At 49.4% G+C, this 15031-nt stretch carries 16 protein-coding genes; 3 read left to right on the plus strand and 13 right to left on the minus strand.

Going from position 1 to position 15031, the window contains the following annotated elements; all coding sequences use genetic code 11:
- Positions 1-7 precede the first annotated feature (7 nt).
- The 9 genes from IEY53_RS02915 to pdhA all read right to left on the minus strand — a co-directional run bounded on the left by IEY53_RS02915 (position 8) and on the right by pdhA (position 9391).
- Entirely contained in the window at positions 8-1996 is a 1989-nt protein-coding gene (locus IEY53_RS02915; RefSeq protein WP_229695938.1) for an AraC family transcriptional regulator, read from the minus strand.
- Positions 1997-2119: 123 nt separating this feature from the next.
- Entirely contained in the window at positions 2120-2590 is a 471-nt protein-coding gene (locus IEY53_RS02920; RefSeq protein WP_189022096.1) for a hypothetical protein, read from the minus strand.
- Between the two features lie 43 nt (positions 2591-2633).
- On the minus strand, positions 2634-3608 hold the full coding sequence (locus IEY53_RS02925; RefSeq protein ID WP_189022097.1) for a S66 family peptidase: 975 nt from the start codon (positions 3606-3608) through the stop codon (positions 2634-2636).
- Positions 3605-4072: a GNAT family N-acetyltransferase gene (locus IEY53_RS02930; protein WP_229695939.1), complete on the minus strand. Its 468-nt coding sequence runs from the start codon at positions 4070-4072 to the stop codon at positions 3605-3607. The genes IEY53_RS02925 and IEY53_RS02930 overlap by 4 nt, the downstream gene beginning before the upstream one ends.
- 46 nt (positions 4073-4118) lie before the next feature.
- On the minus strand, positions 4119-4394 hold the full coding sequence (locus IEY53_RS02935; protein WP_189022098.1) for a hypothetical protein: 276 nt from the start codon (positions 4392-4394) through the stop codon (positions 4119-4121).
- A gap of 141 nt (positions 4395-4535) precedes the next feature.
- The gene (gene lpdA / locus IEY53_RS02940; RefSeq protein WP_189022099.1) at positions 4536-5948 is read right to left on the minus strand and encodes a dihydrolipoyl dehydrogenase; all 1413 of its coding nucleotides are present in this window, start codon (positions 5946-5948) and stop codon (positions 4536-4538) included.
- Between the two features lie 4 nt (positions 5949-5952).
- Positions 5953-7284 carry a dihydrolipoamide acetyltransferase family protein gene (locus IEY53_RS02945; RefSeq protein ID WP_189022100.1) on the minus strand — a complete coding sequence of 444 codons (1332 nt, stop codon included), beginning with the start codon at positions 7282-7284 and terminating at the stop codon, positions 5953-5955.
- 46 nt (positions 7285-7330) lie between these two features.
- Positions 7331-8308, minus strand: coding sequence for an alpha-ketoacid dehydrogenase subunit beta (locus tag IEY53_RS02950; protein ID WP_189022101.1), 978 nt, complete (start codon positions 8306-8308; stop codon positions 7331-7333).
- Between the two features lie 15 nt (positions 8309-8323).
- Positions 8324-9391: a pyruvate dehydrogenase (acetyl-transferring) E1 component subunit alpha gene (gene pdhA / locus IEY53_RS02955; RefSeq protein ID WP_189022102.1), complete on the minus strand. Its 1068-nt coding sequence runs from the start codon at positions 9389-9391 to the stop codon at positions 8324-8326.
- Between the two features lie 264 nt (positions 9392-9655).
- On the opposite strand from pdhA, the gene IEY53_RS02960 reads away from it, so the two are divergent.
- Entirely contained in the window at positions 9656-10387 is a 732-nt protein-coding gene (locus IEY53_RS02960; protein WP_189022103.1) for an alpha/beta hydrolase, read from the plus strand.
- 161 nt (positions 10388-10548) lie between these two features.
- Here IEY53_RS02960 and IEY53_RS02965 read toward each other — a convergent pair whose 3' ends face one another.
- Positions 10549-11013, minus strand: a complete 465-nt coding sequence (locus tag IEY53_RS02965; RefSeq protein ID WP_189022220.1) for a low molecular weight protein-tyrosine-phosphatase — start codon at positions 11011-11013, stop codon at positions 10549-10551.
- A gap of 172 nt (positions 11014-11185) precedes the next feature.
- Here IEY53_RS02965 and IEY53_RS02970 point away from each other — a divergent pair, with 172 nt between their 5' ends.
- Together IEY53_RS02970 and IEY53_RS02975 are read left to right on the plus strand one after the other, a co-directional pair.
- The gene (locus IEY53_RS02970; protein ID WP_189022104.1) at positions 11186-11827 is read left to right on the plus strand and encodes a thiamine diphosphokinase; all 642 of its coding nucleotides are present in this window, start codon (positions 11186-11188) and stop codon (positions 11825-11827) included.
- Between the two features lie 355 nt (positions 11828-12182).
- Complete coding sequence (locus IEY53_RS02975; RefSeq protein ID WP_189022105.1) at positions 12183-12686, plus strand: C40 family peptidase; 504 nt, start codon at positions 12183-12185, stop codon at positions 12684-12686.
- Between the two features lie 42 nt (positions 12687-12728).
- On the opposite strand, the gene IEY53_RS02980 is transcribed toward IEY53_RS02975, so the two are convergent.
- The 3 genes from IEY53_RS02980 to IEY53_RS02990 all read right to left on the minus strand — a co-directional run bounded on the left by IEY53_RS02980 (position 12729) and on the right by IEY53_RS02990 (position 14985).
- Positions 12729-13433, minus strand: coding sequence for a response regulator transcription factor (locus IEY53_RS02980; RefSeq protein WP_189022106.1), 705 nt, complete (start codon positions 13431-13433; stop codon positions 12729-12731).
- A 138-nt stretch (positions 13434-13571) separates the two neighbouring features.
- Positions 13572-13874: a Dabb family protein gene (locus IEY53_RS02985; RefSeq protein ID WP_189022107.1), complete on the minus strand. Its 303-nt coding sequence runs from the start codon at positions 13872-13874 to the stop codon at positions 13572-13574.
- 31 nt (positions 13875-13905) lie between these two features.
- Positions 13906-14985: a ThiF family adenylyltransferase gene (locus IEY53_RS02990; protein ID WP_189022108.1), complete on the minus strand. Its 1080-nt coding sequence runs from the start codon at positions 14983-14985 to the stop codon at positions 13906-13908.
- Positions 14986-15031: the final 46 nt, after the last annotated feature.

The following is a 15031-nucleotide window of genomic DNA, read 5'->3' on the forward strand; positions in this document are numbered from 1 at the left end:
TGCCGTTCTACTTTACTTCAAAATATTTGACGAGTTCATCCAGCAGCAGATTGGCTGCTTCATAACCACCCGCTGTGTTCCAAATCGTTTCATTCACTTCAAAAACTTTGTTGTTTTTGGAAACATTAAGATTTTTGAACAACGGATCATTTTTCCACTCCTCAACCACTTTTGCAGCATCGGAGGTATCTTCGGTTTCGGTTACAAAGTAGAACAGGACATCCCCGTCCATATCCGGAATCGTTTCCTTTGACATCACTTCCATGAAGTTATCCTTGTCCTGGGAGGCGGGACGGGCAATTCCTAACTGCTCCAGCAGTACACCGGAGAAGCTATCCTTCTGGTAGATGCGTACCTGGGAGGCAGAGAAACGCACGATGGACACCTTTGTTTCAGCTTTGCTGCCCAGCTTGGATTTCACATCGGCAACACGGCTGTCAAAGGCTTCCATGGCCTTTTCGCCCTCTTCCTTCTTGTTCAAAGCTTCGGAATACAGTCTGAAGTTATTCTTCCACTCCCCGCTCAGATCTTCGGAGAACACTGTTGGCGCAATCTGCTTCAACTGCTCATAGATCTTCTCTTGTCTGACTTTATTTCCAATGATAAGATCCGGCTTGAGGCTGGCAATGAGCTCAATATTGGGCTGCAGCTCGTCCCCAACTACCTCAACGCCTTGCATCTCATCTTTGATGTGATCATACCAAGGTTCACCATTCCAGGACTGGACCGCACCAACCGGTTTGACTCCAAGGGCAAGAAGTGCCTCCGTCCCTTCATTCGTCAGGATGACGACCCGTTCAGGAGTCCCTGTAAGCGTCTCTTCACCCATCGCATGTTTAACGACTCTCGGCGCATCGGCATCCGCAGAATTCGCCGCCGGAGAGGCGGTTTGCTCTGCTGCCGTATTTGTTCCGGCAGCCTGATTGCTGCTTGAGGCTGCACTATTGTTAGCCGTCCCGGCTGTACAAGCGCTGAGCAACAAGCTTAAACAAAATAATAGAGTAACTGCCATAGGTGCCTTGTTCTTTCTGTACACTGGTGAATCTCCCCTTTTATATTGATAATGATTATCATATTCACTATCAATATACCGTTGAAGCTTATTTTCAACAATAGAGGATCTCGACATTGCCAATGGATTATCCGGACGAACCTCCAGTGAAAGTACTTTGCCTTTGAAGAGGGTCGGGGATACCCCCACCACTTTTTTAAACAAACGGCTGAAATAATAACTGTCCGCGTACCCCACACGCTCGGCAATTTCCTTCAAAGTACAATCGGCACTCAGCAGCAGTTCCTGTGCTTTATGCATACGCACCCGGATCAAATAATCGATCGGACTGATGTTTTCTTTGCTCTTGAACATTCTGAGCAGCTGTCTGGAGTTGCAATCCAGCATATCCGCTAACAATTCCAGAGTCACCTGCTCCCTGTAATGTTCCTGAATATAACGCATCGCCTGTTCCACCGGATCAGGCCTCATCGACTGTACCCCTTTCTGGGACAGCTGCCCCATCACCTCCACCATAAATTGATAGAACAAGGCTTTGACCTGCAGCTTCTCAAGTGCACTGGATTGATGCCAGACCTTGTCCATCAGCTTCACTTTGTCCAAAAGGGATAGCGGATACTGGGGAATGAATCCGAATTGCCTGATGAACGGATTGTCAGTCTCTATAATGTTCAGCAGCTCCCGGCGAGTGGGGTGCGGCAACGCCGCTTTATATAGTACAAGGTAATATTCAAAACAAGCATCGGCTGAAATATCCAGGCACAGCCCTTTGCCCCCGTGCAGGACATGAAACCGGCTTACAGCATGGGTCTTTCCATCCAGCCTGATTCGGGCATTGCCTCTTACCGTATAGAGGAATGCACTGGCGGGCAAACGGTAGGAGGACGTTTCCCCCGTCTCCATAATCATATGGCGCACATCCTTAACCAGGATAGATGCCTGGTTCCACAGCAGCAATTGGTCTCCTAGTTGTACCGTTATCATCAGCTCCTTCTATACCGTATCTGTATTCCCTGGTTCTGTCCGTTTGGCAGAATCATAGGATAGGCATAGAATTCATTATAGATGATAACTATTCTCACTATCAATAACGATCTTTTATTTTACTCAAAAATTTTGTCCGAACCGCTCCCACATCTGATTAAAAAAACTGCTGCCCCGCACTATCCAATACCGCTCCCCCTCAGGAACCTTCTCCAAGAAATCTGTATATTCTCCGGTCCATCCCGGTGGAACATAATGCTCGAAGGACATCGGCTCAGGAAACAGGGAATACAACACCCGCTCGTCAAAATTCACATAGATGGCAGGAATAAACTCCAGTACCTCATCGTAAGACTGGAAACTGCCTTCAAGCTCGGTAAGAAGTGCTGTCAGTTCTCTGGCGGAAACCTTGTGATCAGCAATTTTCTCCAAAAAGACAGCCGCCGTCATCTCATCCAACACCTCAATCCCGAACCTGTCCTCCATCTCCGTATTCAGGAACCAGTATTCCCGCTCCGTGACATACCAGCTCCAATGCTGCTCCAAAAGGACTCCGACAATAATGTCCTGTGCATATTCCGGCATAAGCTTCATTTGCAGGGCCTCTTTCTATCGTAGTTTCTAAGAAATCATTCAGTTATTCTGAAATCGTCAGCCGCACTTTATCCTGTGACGCCTTCAGCACAGCCTGTCCTCCCACCGGAAAAGTGATCATCGGCGTCGTATGTCCAAAATCAACATCGGCGATCACCGGAATCCGCTGCAATTCCTGTTTGGTCGCAATAATTTGCGTGAGCAGCTCCTTGGTCATATGGGATTCACGCTGAAATCTGCCGATCACAATACCCCGTACTTGCCCAAACCCGGGCTGATGAATCAGGGACTGCAGGTCTCTGTCAAAGGTAGCCGGCGAAGACTCGTAATCATCTTCTAGGAATAATACAGCTCCGGCGAGGTTGGGCATAAATTCGGTACCCTGAAGCAGGTTCAACGTGCAAAGGTTGCCGCCGATGAGGGTCCCATGAGCCTCCCCTTCGATGATGCTGTAAGGGCCTACATTAGGGTCAAAAACACGCTTCTCCTGGTCCAAATACCATGGATCATCGCTCCATGCTCCGGAGGGCTCTACCAAAATCGGGTCAGCCTGCATCATTAGCTGCTGAAAATACTCGGCCGTATACTCATTCCCATGGCGCATCCCAAAGGTAGAGAAATGCGGGCCTGTGTAGGTTATGAGTCCGGTTTGGGCATAAATGGCGTTGCTCAGCGCTGTAATATCCGAATATCCGCATAGACGTTTGGGGTTCGCGGCGATAATGGAATAATCGAGGTGCCTTAACAACTGGTTCGCATTGAATCCGCCAATCGTAGTCAAAATACCTTTCACCTGAGGATCCCGAAACGCATCATGCAAATCTTCCACTCTGGAAGCGATGGAAGAAGAAATGAACTTGTCGGATTCAGAAACATTTTGGCCAAAAGAGACCTTAAAGCCCATCTGTTCCAGCCGTTCCACCGCCAAGGCTCTGTTCGCTTCGGAAATCATAGACAAGCTGCGTGAAGGCGATACAATGCGGATCTCATCACCGGTTTGTAATTTGGCTGCTTTCATAGGGAGTCTCCAGTCTGATATTCATAAATTCTTGTTTCCTCATCAAAGATAGTGTATCCTAGGCCGATATATTTCCACTGATTCCGTTCATAATACCCTGTATGATCAGTACACAGGTACAGCTTCTGATATCCCTTCAGCTTGGCCTCCCGGATCGCATGTTCCTGAAGCTTCTGTCCTAGTCCCTGTCCCCTATACTCCGGGTTCACATAGAGACAGGCTAACCAAGGAAACAGATCCTGACGGCTGTTAAGGTCACTTCTGAGCAACGCGTAGCCGCCAATGATACTGGTTCCCTCCAGTGCCACATAGAATCTCGGAATATCACTCGGCGTATCGCAGGAACGCTCCATACAATCGCGGTAAAACTGCTTGTTCGATGCCTCTCCCCACTGCCTCCAGAAATAGCCGATAGCCTCTCCCTGTAGTTCTGTCCGTTCACGAATATCTATAATCTCAATCATTCGCTGTCTCCTGTCCTATGTATGATTTCATCGCTTGCTTGTCTTCCTAAGCATAATACCCGCCCTTTTGCGGATACTCTCCATGCTCTTTGTAGTACTTATATACTTTAGAAAAGACTCTGTACGCCATCCATTCGCTGTTCTGCCCACTGGGGATGATAACCACTTTGTCCAGCGGTGTGTCTAAGGGGGTATCGCCAGTCAAGAGCTTCTCTATATCAACTTCGAGCGTCTGGTCAAGCTCTCTTAGACATGAGCCATACCGATAGCGGGCCACACTGCCCTTCACTTCAATCAATTCAAAATCGATACAAATTGCCACGTTGACCCCTCTCCATTTGCTAAATAAGTTCTTACAAGTATATCAAGATTCCTAATGCTGGAAAAGCAAAAAGAGCAAAGGCGCAGATGCGCCCTTACTCTTGAGTCTGCTTGCTTAAAGCAAGTTATTTAGGAACAGCTATTATTTCATCACGTGGATCGGATGGCCTTCTACCAGCTCAGCCGCTTCCATGACGATTTCGCCAAGGGTTGGATGTGCATGGATGGTCAAAGCGATATCTTCGAGCGTAGCGCCCATTTCGATAGCCAGACCCAGCTCAGCGATCAGGTTGGAAGCTTCAATACCGACGATTTGCGCGCCGAGCACAAGGTTGTTCTCGCTGTTAGCCACAATCTTGATGAAACCTTCCGGGCTGTTCAAGGAAACTGCACGGCCGTTGCCGGCGAACGGGAATTTGCCGCTCTTTACAGTGTAGCCTTTTTCTTTGGCTTCTTTCTCCGTCAGACCTACGCTGGAGCATTCAGGATCTGTGAACACAACAGCCGGGATGACTTTATAGTCAACAACGGATTTGTGTCCGGCGATCGCTTCAGCGGCAATCTTGCCTTCGTAAGATGCTTTGTGAGCCAGAGCCAATCCAGGAACAATATCGCCAATTGCGAAAATGTTAGGAATGTTGGTACGGCCTTGGTGGTCAACTTTAACCAATCCGCGCTCGTCCAGTTCCAAACCGATCAGGTCCAGACCCAGTTCGCCATCCGTATTCGGACGACGTCCAACAGTTACAAGCAGGTATTCCGCAGTCACTTCTTTGGACTCGCCGCCCACAGAATATTTCACGGTAACTTCCTTGTCGTTCTGTACGGCACTCTCAGCTTTGGCATTGGTAACGATCTCGATGCCAGTCTTCGCCATGTTCTTGGCAACCAGACGGGTCATATCTTTGTCGAAGCCAGGAAGAACGGTATCCAGACCTTCGATGATGGTTACTTTGGTACCGAATTTGGAGTACATTTGACCCAGCTCGGCACCGATATATCCGCCGCCGATAACGATCATGCTCTTAGGAATTTCCGGCAATTCAAGCGCTTCGGTTGAGGACAGGATACGTCCGCCGAATGGGAAAGGCTTGAGTTCGATTGGACGGGAACCCGTTGCGATGATGCAGTGCTTGAAGCGGTAACGCGGAGATTCATGGTCGTTGAATACACGCGCTTCCGTGTCGCTGATGAACATGCACTCACCGCTAAACACTTCAATTTTGTTGCCCTTCATCAAGCTTGTAACGCCGCTGGTCATTTTCTTAACCACGCCATTCTTGAACTCTTGAGTTTTGGCAAAATCCACTTTTACGTTCTCGGCAGTTACACCGAAAGTTTCGCCGTGCTTCGCGGATTCGAACTGATGCGCAGCTGCGATCAGCGCTTTGGAAGGGATACAACCGCGGTTCAGACAGACACCGCCGAGTTCCGATTTATCCACGATCAGCACTTTTTGGCCAAGCTGAGCTGCACGAATGGCGGCCACATACCCGCCGGGACCTGCACCAATTACCAACGTATCAATATCGAGTGAAGCGTCTCCCACTACCATATTATTACACCTCCATAACTAGCATTTCAGGATTAGCAAGCAAGGTCTTGATGTAATTCATGAAGTTCTGTGCAGTTGCACCATCGATGATACGGTGGTCAAAGCTCAGGGAAAGAGCCATTACCGGAGCAGCAACGATTTCGCCATTCTTCACAACCGGTTTCTCGGTAATACGGCCTGTACCCAGGATCGCAACTTCAGGGAAGTTGATGATTGGAGTAAAGAACATACCGCCGGCGGAACCGATGTTGGAGATGGAGATCGTGCTGCCTTTCATTTCGTTCGCAGACAGCTTGCCTTCACGTCCGCGCAGAGCGAGGTCGCTGATGGCACTGGCAATCATCCAGATGCTCTTACGGTCAGCATCTTTGATAACAGGCACGATAAGGCCGTTGTCTGTATCTGTAGCAATACCGATGTTGTAGTATTTCTTGTAGACGATTTCGCCTGCTTCTTCGTCGATCATGGCATTGAGGGCCGGGAATTGACGGGAAGCTGCAACAAGTGCCTTTACGATGAATGGAAGGTAAGTAACCTTCACGCCCTTCTTCTCGGCAACTGGCTTCATGCGGGTACGGAAAGCTACCAGCTCCGTAACGTCCACTTCGTCCATAATGGTAACATGTGGTGCAGTGTAAGCCGATTTCACCATTGCATTGGCAATGGCTTTACGGATACCCTTGAACGGTACGCGTTCTTCTTCCAGGCTCACGTTGCCGGAAGCTGCTGCTGCCGGAGCTGCCGCTTTGGCTTCAGCCTTAGGAGCATCTGAGGCTGCTGCTGCCGCCGGAGCCGCCACCGAACCGCCGTTCAGGAACGCTTCAACGTCTTCACGGGAGATTTTGCCGTTTTTGCCTGTGCCGTTTACGCTAGTGATGTCTACGTTCGAATCACGGGCAAATTTACGCACGCTAGGTGTAGCCAGCACATCACGGTCAGGAGCCGGTACAGCTGCAGGAGCTGCTCCGCCTTCTTTGGCATCAGCCGGGCTGCTTGCCGCAGGAGAAGAAGTGGTGTCCGCACTGCCTTTGGCTGCGTCTGCTTCCTGGGAGCCGTGAGCTTCGTCATGGCCGCCTTCTTGTTCAGGAATGTCGCCTTCTGCATCGATTACCGCTACAGTTTGGCCAACACGGAAGATATCTCCGTCTTTCGCCAGCACTTCCAGAACTGTGCCGTTAACCGGACAAGGAACTTCAACCACAGCCTTGTCATTTTGTACTTCCATTACGATATCGTCATCGGTTACTTTGTCGCCGACTTTGATATGCATTTTGATGATTTCACCTTCGTGCAGGCCTTCGCCCAGCTCAGGGAACGGGTAGTTATATTTTGCCACGTTCGAAAACCTCCTTGTTGATTATAGAATTGAGAAGTTGTCTATATTAAAATTCCATTACTTTCTTCACGCCTGCGATAATGCGCGCAGGGTTAGGAAGCCATGTATCTTCAATTTGTGCAAATGGATACACGGTGTCTGGTCCTGCAATACGAAGCACAGGCGCTTCCAGATGAAGAATGCCTTTTTCGTTGATTTGGGCGATGACCTCAGCAGCCACACCGGAACTCTTTTGAGCTTCTTGAACTACAATTACACGGTTGGTTTTCTTCACGGACTCCATAATGGTGTCAATGTCGATTGGACTCACTGTGCGCAGGTCGATAATTTCAACCTTGATTCCGTCTTTTTCAAGCTGCTCAGCCGCTTTGGTAGCTGTATGTACCATCAGGCCGTAAGTTACGATGGTGACGTCGGAACCTTCGCGAACTACATTGGCTTTGCCCAGTTCAATGGTATATTCACCTTCCGGCACTTCTGCGCGGAATGCATGGTAGAGGTTGAGGTGTTCCATGAAGAATACAGGGTCATTGTCGCGGATCGCGGCAATCAGCAGGCCTTTTGCATCGTATGGATTGGAAGGCACTACCACTTTAATACCCGGACTTTGGGCAATCAAACCTTCCAGGGAATCCGTGTGAAGCTCAGCTGCTTTAACGCCGCCGCCAAACGGTGTGCGGAATACGATCGGCGAATTATATTTACCGCCTGAACGCCAGCGCATCCGGGCAGCCTGGATAACGATTTGATCAAGTGCTTCATAGATGAAACCTACGAATTGAATTTCTGCGATTGGACGGAAACCTTGGATCCCGAGACCCACAGCCAAACCGCCGATTGCGGACTCTGCCAGTGGAGTATCGAATACACGGTCTTCACCGAACTCTTTTTGCAGCCCTTCCGTTACACGGAACACGCCACCTACATTACCAACGTCCTCACCAAAGATCAGAACGCCCGGGTCACGATTCAGTTCAACGCGCATCGCGTCACGAATCGCTTCTTTCATATTCATTTGTGCCATTGCCTGATATCCCCCTTATTCAAAATCGGCTTTTTGTTCTTCCAGATGCTTCGGAGTTACCTCGAACATGCTGTCGATCAAGCCGGGAATGGTCATTTTTTCGGTTTGCTCCGCTTTCTTAATCTGCTCGTTCACGGTAGCTTTCGCTTCGTCCTTCACGCGCACGGTATCCTCTTCAGTCCAAAGGCCTTTTTTCTCCAAGTACTTGGCGAGACGGGCAATCGGATCTTTCTCATTCCATTGTCCTTCTTCTTCTTTCGAACGGTATTTGCTGGCATCGTCGGAAAGGGAATGCGGACGGAAACGGTAAGTGACAGCTTCAATCAGTGTAGCGCCTTCGCCGTTACGGGCACGTTCAGCAGCTTCCTGCACCGCGCGGATTACCGCGAAGATGTCCATGCCGTCAACTTTAACCCCTGGAATACCGGCAGCAACCGCTTTGTGGGCGATCGATTTAGCAGCTGTTTGCTTCGCAAACGGAGTTGTGATGGCATAACCATTGTTTTGAACAAAAAAGATAACAGGCAGTTTGAAACGTCCTGCGAAGTTCAGACCTTCATAGAAGTCACCTTCGGAAGAGCCGCCGTCGCCTGTGTAAGTAATCGCAACATTCTTTTGGTTCTTAAGTTTGAAGCCCATGGCAATCCCGGTTGCATGCAGGATTTGTGCACCAATGATGATCTGAGGCATCAGTACGTTTACACCATCGGGAATTTGTCCACCATGTTGGTGACCACGGGAATACAGGAATGCTTGATACAATGGAAGGCCATGCCACACGAGCTGTGGAATATCACGGTAGCCCGGGCAAACGAAGTCTTCTTTCTCCAGTGCGAACTCACTGCCTACCATTGTTGCTTCTTGACCGGATACCGGTGCGTAGAAACCAAGACGGCCTTGGCGGCCAAGGTTGACGGCACGGTCATCCCAAGTACGGGTAAATACCATACGATACATAATTTCTTTCAATTGATCGTCGGTAAGTGCAGGCAACTTGTCTTTATTGATAACTTCTCCATCCGGGGAAAGTACCGAAAGAGCCTCCACGTCCTCTGTATACACTTCATAAGGAACTTTACTCATTATCTTCACCTCAATAAAAAAATTTGAATATCAGCTGCCTCTGTTATAGAATTATTATACACCTGTTTAGTCTGTTTCGTCAAAGAAATACGCATAAAATTTATGTTTCCACAAATTTTGTATGTATAACAGCGTCGATAACATTGTATAACAGGAGCAGGTCTTTTCAACAAGTAAATGAGGTATGCCACATTTACCCCCTGGTAATTTTAACGCATTGCAGGATGTAATGCAAAATACGACAAGAAAGGTGCCGATCTCCCTATGAGCGAACCTGTTTTTCTGAAACGCACAATCATTAAGCAAACCCTTTGGAGCGAGCATCTCCAGGAAGACCGCAAGCTTCGCATTTATCTGCCGCCCGGTTACAATGAGGTGCTCAGCTACCCGGTCATCTATTGCCAGGACGGAGAAGAGTTCTTTAACTTCGGACGAATTGCCACCTTGGCCGGACAACTTATCATTGAAGATGACCTTGAACCTTTTATTATCGTCGGGGTCGAAGTCAATGTAGCTGTACGCACGCAGGAGTACGCTCCGTTCGGCAACCGGTTCGATAAGTATCTCGCTTGCTTTGCCGAAGAGATTATTCCCTTCATTGAACATAATTATCCCGTGCGGCGTACTCCCGAGGAAAGAATTGTCGCCGGCGATTCCCTGGGAGGCAGCGTCTCCCTGCATCTGGCCCTGGCTTATCCTAACCTCTTTACCCGTATCATCAGCCTGTCCGGGGCTTTTTATCCCGAATCCCGTGAAATAGTGGCCCGGGAAGAGAATCTCTCCTGGCTGAACATTAATATGGTAGTTGGCCTGCAGGAAACGGAATACACAACCGACACCGGTGTCTACGACTTTGTAGATATGAACAGACAGACCAAAATGCTGCTGGAAGCACGCGGAGCGACAGTCTCCTACCGGGAAAAAGATGGCCGCCATCTTTGGGGCTTCTGGCAGAAAGAGCTGCCGGAATCGCTTCTCTATTTTTTAAACGCTTAAATAGGTCCAGTCCACAACCCCCATGTCTGCGCTTTCATCTCAAAATCGGTAAAACGGATGCCTCTTTCCTAAGAGTGCGTCCGTTTTGCATGTGGCTGCAAAGACCGTAGAATCCGCGATATAGACTGAATTTGAAATTTCAGGTTCAAGCTATATAATCCCTATAGCTTCTCCTTGATGATTCTCTCCAGCAATACGTCGCAGCCTGCATTAATCAAATCATATACCTGCTCAAAATTACCGGTGAAATAAGGGTCCGGCACTTCGCGCAGTTCCTCCTCCGGCAGCAGATCCATAAAGAACAGCAATTCAGCATCTTTCCCGCCTTGAAGCTTGCGCACGTTCTCTCCATTGGACTTGTCCATACAGATCATGTAGTCGAACCCTTCAAAATCATCACTGGTTACCAGCCTGGCCTTCATATTCTCATAGCTGATCCCTTTCTGATCCAGGATACTCCTTGTGCCTTCATGCGGCGCTTTGCCGATATGCCAATCTCCGGTTCCTGCCGAATCCACAAGAACCGCCTCTGACAGCTTACGTTCACTGATCTTATGGCGCAGAACCGCTTCTGCCATCGGCGAGCGGCAAATATTGCCCAGACATACAAACAGTACTTTTACGATGTTCATTCACCTCCAGAGGTCTTAATCCTTCAAGCAGTGCCCTGTTCCCGACGACCTGAGACGCACTGTTTCCATTTTAGCGCTGTCCGGCTCAATTGTACAACTCCATAAATCTGCATTATACTTGTTCAGGATAACAAGCTACCGACGTAAGGTGAAGGAGAGGAATGACATGCCGGCCAAACGGGTCGTTATATTTGCAGGGGGAAACCTGTCTCCCGACTATTTAACTGTATTAGATGAAGAAGATTTCTTGATCGGTGCCGATCATGGAGCACTGTTCCTGATAACCCATGGATTTACTCCCGATATCGCGGTGGGCGATTTTGATTCCGTTCCATCAGATGCGGTAACGACGATTAAGGAAAGCAGCCGGGAGTTCATTACCTGTGATGCTGTAGACAAAGACCTCACGGACAGCGAGCTTGCGCTGGACCTGGCCCTGAACATCCAGCCCGAATCGATATTGCTGATCGGCGTTACCGGAACACGGCTGGATCACACCATTGCAAGCATTCAAATGATGAACAGAGCTCTCCAGCGCCAGATTAGCTGCTCGGTAATGGATGACCATAACTATATCACGCTGACCGGGTCCCACCTGCTAGTCAATGACCGGGGTTACACTTACGTTTCTTTGTTGCCGCTGACTCCGGAAGTTACAGGAATTACACTGGATGGTTTCCAATATCCGCTGACGGATGCAACGCTCAAGCTGGGCCAATCCCTTGGTGTAAGCAACAAACTCACAGGCCCTACTGGAACGATACGTATCGAGAGCGGCTTGCTGCTGGTGATCCAGAGCAAAGATTAATACATAAGCCTAGCTCACAAGATACACCGTTGTAACCTTTGATTCAAACCTAAAGAGCTTGGAACCCCTTGTCCCTCAAGGCTTTCCAAGCTTTTTTTCTTGCTCTGACACTTGTAAAGATTAATTTTTTGTAACTTTTAATCGAATTTTAATAAAACGCTTCCATCGCTTGCCCTGCTTGACTTTGAGACTCCCCAACCAATTTTTAGGGAGTGTTGAACCTGCTATACTACGAAACAGGCAAGACAAACAGCCTTTCTGAAAGATTCGGTTTCAGCGTCTATTCATAAGGACCATGTTCCGTTTCTCATAGATTTCAGCTTGCTTTTCAAAAAACCTAGGAGGTATTCACAACATGAACAAACAACAATGGATTAAAAAAGCAATCGTCGTAAGCATGTGTACTACCATCGGCTTCAGTTCTTTAGTAGCAACCGGCATCGGTACCACTCCCGTTGCGGCAGCTTCAGTGTCTTCAACCGGACAAAAGGTGGTTAACCTGGGCAAAAAATATATGGGGGTCCGTTACCAGTTCGGCGCATCCACTTCCACTACCCGTGTTTTTGACTGCTCTTCTTTCACCAAATATATCTTCAAAAAATACGGCGTTAACCTGCCCCGCACATCCGCGGCCCAATCCAAGGTCGGCAAAGCAGTCTCAAAAGCCAATCTTCGTGTCGGCGATCTGGTCTTCTTCTCCAGCGGCAGCAGAGCTAACGGCAGAAACGTAACCCATGTCGGGGTCTATGCCGGCAACGGAAAAATCCTGCACACCTACGGTTCACCTGGCGTAACTTTGTCGAACCTGAATTCAGGCCACTGGAAGAAAACCTATCTAAAAGCCCGCCGCGTACTGTAACAGCTCTAAGAATAGAGTATTGGCTATGATAGAGATATGCTCTCAGCATGTGGCGCCGTTCTCCGGCGCCCTCATTACATACCCGGCTCCCCGCACTGTATGAATCAATTTATTCCGGTAGCCCTTGTCCACCTTTAATCGAAGGTGTCTGATGTAGACATCCACCACATTGGTGTCTGCATGAAAATGATAACCCCAGATTTGCTTCAGGATCTCGTCACGGGAACAGATTTCCCCCAGATGGGCAGCGAGATAATACAGTAAATCAAATTCTTTGGGTGTCAATTTCAGCTCCTTCTCTTCACGGCTTACCAGACGGCGGCCGGGATCGATGATGAGGGTGTCGATCTTCAGCAGAGCAGAACGCCTGCGCCGTCCCGCCAGCTCCAACAGATTACGAACCCTGCTGCTAAATTCGCCGGTATGTAAAGGTCTGCTCATATATTCATTGCCCCCGGCCTTAAAGGCCGCAACCGCCCCTTCTCCTGTAGCCTGACCGGATATCACCATGACCGGTAATGTCTCCCCCTGCTCCCTGAGGGCAGCAATCGTCTTCCAGCCGCTCCATTCCTCCGGCTCCTCCAGCTCGACTATCAGCATCAAGGGCATATTGCCGGTCAACAATAAGCGAAGGTCCTCCGGATCTTCGCTTATTGTGATAGGATGCCCCATAGCCTGAAGTTCCTCTTCCAGTTCCACTTGTTTGTTTCCGGACTCCTGTCTGTACCATACAATTTGCTCGTTCACGAGAGAACCCCTCATCCATACAGCCTTGCTCCAAAAGCTACCGAAGCAGAATAGGTATAGATTTCCCCATAAACAAAAAGAGCATTCCATCTGAAATGAAATGCTCTGTACGCTCTATAAGCAAATATGCGGTAAAGATTAATTCACCAAATCAATCTCCTGAAAGCGGGCAACCTCGGTTTCCCAACGCTCCTGCACAAACGACTGATGGCTGGGATGAGCATTATAAGCCTCATAGGCCTCCTGATTCTCAAATTCCATAGAGAAGCCATAATCAAAGTCACATTTAGGACTTATCTGGTGCAGCACTTCAAAGTTCCGTACGACCGGAATCGCACTCAGAATCCTGGCCCCATCCTGCAAAAAAGCCTCAGCCTCGCGGGAACCCCGGGGGTGTGACAATGTAAAAATCGCCATATGTCTGATTCTCCCTCTGTCCATCTTGTTCTCCCCTTTCATCCTTAAAAGTGGTTTATCCAAAATAACGGTGATAAAAGCTGCGGGCTGCCGCGATATCGGTGGTGCCGTGAATCAGGGCTCTACCGTCCGCAAAAACAACCATCCGGTAGGCCCCCTCCGTATAAGAAAGCAGATAAGGATTGCTGGTGACTTTTCCGCTGCCCAAGCCGGACAAGCGCCGGGCGGTTTCAGAGAGGTCCAACTGCTGACGCTGAGCGGGACGGATCTGGACAGTATCCCTGCCGCAGAGCACATCGCTGCGCTCCGAACCCGCAGCTGACAAGTAAGGATACACGGCATGATCACCGCAGGAAGGGCAATCCGCCTTGCGGGCGGCAGCCACACCAATCTCCTGATGTTCATTGCGCCATATATCAAAGCTGAGCAGCTTGTTTCTCAGCTGCTCCTTGCGGCCCCCCAGCAGCTTAATTGCCTCGGCGGTGGCATTGGCGGTAACGAGCTGGACCGCTTGCGGCAGAATGCCGGCCGTGTCGCAGGTGTCTCCGCCCAGCGGAACAGCGCCAAGCAGACAGTTCAGACAAGGGGTCTCCCCGGGCAGAATCGTATACGTAATGCCATAGCCGCCCACACAGGCCCCGTAAATCCAGGGAATGCCGTGTTTTTGGGCCATATCATTCATTATGAGCCGGGTATCGAAATTATCCGTTCCATCCATGATGAGATCCACCTTGGGCAAAAGGCTGCCCAATTCCTCCACCCGGACATCCATCACATGGGCTTCTATGGTAATCTCGGAATTAATCTGTTCCAGCCGGATTTTGGCGGCCGCGGCTTTGGGCATTCTTTGCCTTGCATCTTCCTCAGTGTAGAGCTGTTGACGCTGCAGGTTGCTCCATTCCACATAATCACGGTCAGCGAGGATTAGATGACCTACCCCGCAGCGCGCCAATGTCTCCGCTATTCCCGTCCCCAGTGCACCGGCACCGACAATGAGCACAGTGGACTCCGCCAGTCCGCGCTGGCCTTGCCCGCCGAATGGTGTGAAGCGGACCTGGCGTGAATAGCGTCCATTCCGGCCCTCCCCGGAGACAGCAGCCTCCCTCAACTCATCTTTGTCTTCGTTATGTACCATGATGATTCCTCCTTCCTTATCCCTAAGCAGTTCAACTCCGGATTCA

The sequence above is a fragment of the Paenibacillus albidus genome (assembly GCF_014644435.1).
In the GTDB taxonomy this organism is placed as follows: domain Bacteria; phylum Bacillota; class Bacilli; order Paenibacillales; family Paenibacillaceae; genus Paenibacillus_AQ; species Paenibacillus_AQ albidus.

Excerpts from the sequence above, each read along its gene's own strand:
- IEY53_RS02915 (WP_229695938.1), bottom strand. The coding sequence starts at position 1,996 with ATGATAACGGTACAACTAGGAGACCAATTGCTGCTGTGGAACCAGGCA.
- IEY53_RS02920 (WP_189022096.1), bottom strand. The coding sequence starts at position 2,590 with ATGAAGCTTATGCCGGAATATGCACAGGACATTATTGTCGGAGTCCTT.
- IEY53_RS02925 (WP_189022097.1), bottom strand. The coding sequence starts at position 3,608 with ATGAAAGCAGCCAAATTACAAACCGGTGATGAGATCCGCATTGTATCG.
- IEY53_RS02930 (WP_229695939.1), bottom strand. The coding sequence starts at position 4,072 with ATGATTGAGATTATAGATATTCGTGAACGGACAGAACTACAGGGAGAG.
- lpdA (WP_189022099.1), bottom strand. The coding sequence starts at position 5,948 with ATGGTAGTGGGAGACGCTTCACTCGATATTGATACGTTGGTAATTGGT.
- IEY53_RS02950 (WP_189022101.1), bottom strand. The coding sequence starts at position 8,308 with ATGGCACAAATGAATATGAAAGAAGCGATTCGTGACGCGATGCGCGTT.
- pdhA (WP_189022102.1), bottom strand. The coding sequence starts at position 9,391 with ATGAGTAAAGTTCCTTATGAAGTGTATACAGAGGACGTGGAGGCTCTT.
- IEY53_RS02960 (WP_189022103.1), top strand. The coding sequence starts at position 9,656 with ATGAGCGAACCTGTTTTTCTGAAACGCACAATCATTAAGCAAACCCTT.
- IEY53_RS02970 (WP_189022104.1), top strand. The coding sequence starts at position 11,186 with ATGCCGGCCAAACGGGTCGTTATATTTGCAGGGGGAAACCTGTCTCCC.
- IEY53_RS02975 (WP_189022105.1), top strand. The coding sequence starts at position 12,183 with ATGAACAAACAACAATGGATTAAAAAAGCAATCGTCGTAAGCATGTGT.
- IEY53_RS02985 (WP_189022107.1), bottom strand. The coding sequence starts at position 13,874 with ATGGACAGAGGGAGAATCAGACATATGGCGATTTTTACATTGTCACAC.
- IEY53_RS02990 (WP_189022108.1), bottom strand. The coding sequence starts at position 14,985 with ATGGTACATAACGAAGACAAAGATGAGTTGAGGGAGGCTGCTGTCTCC.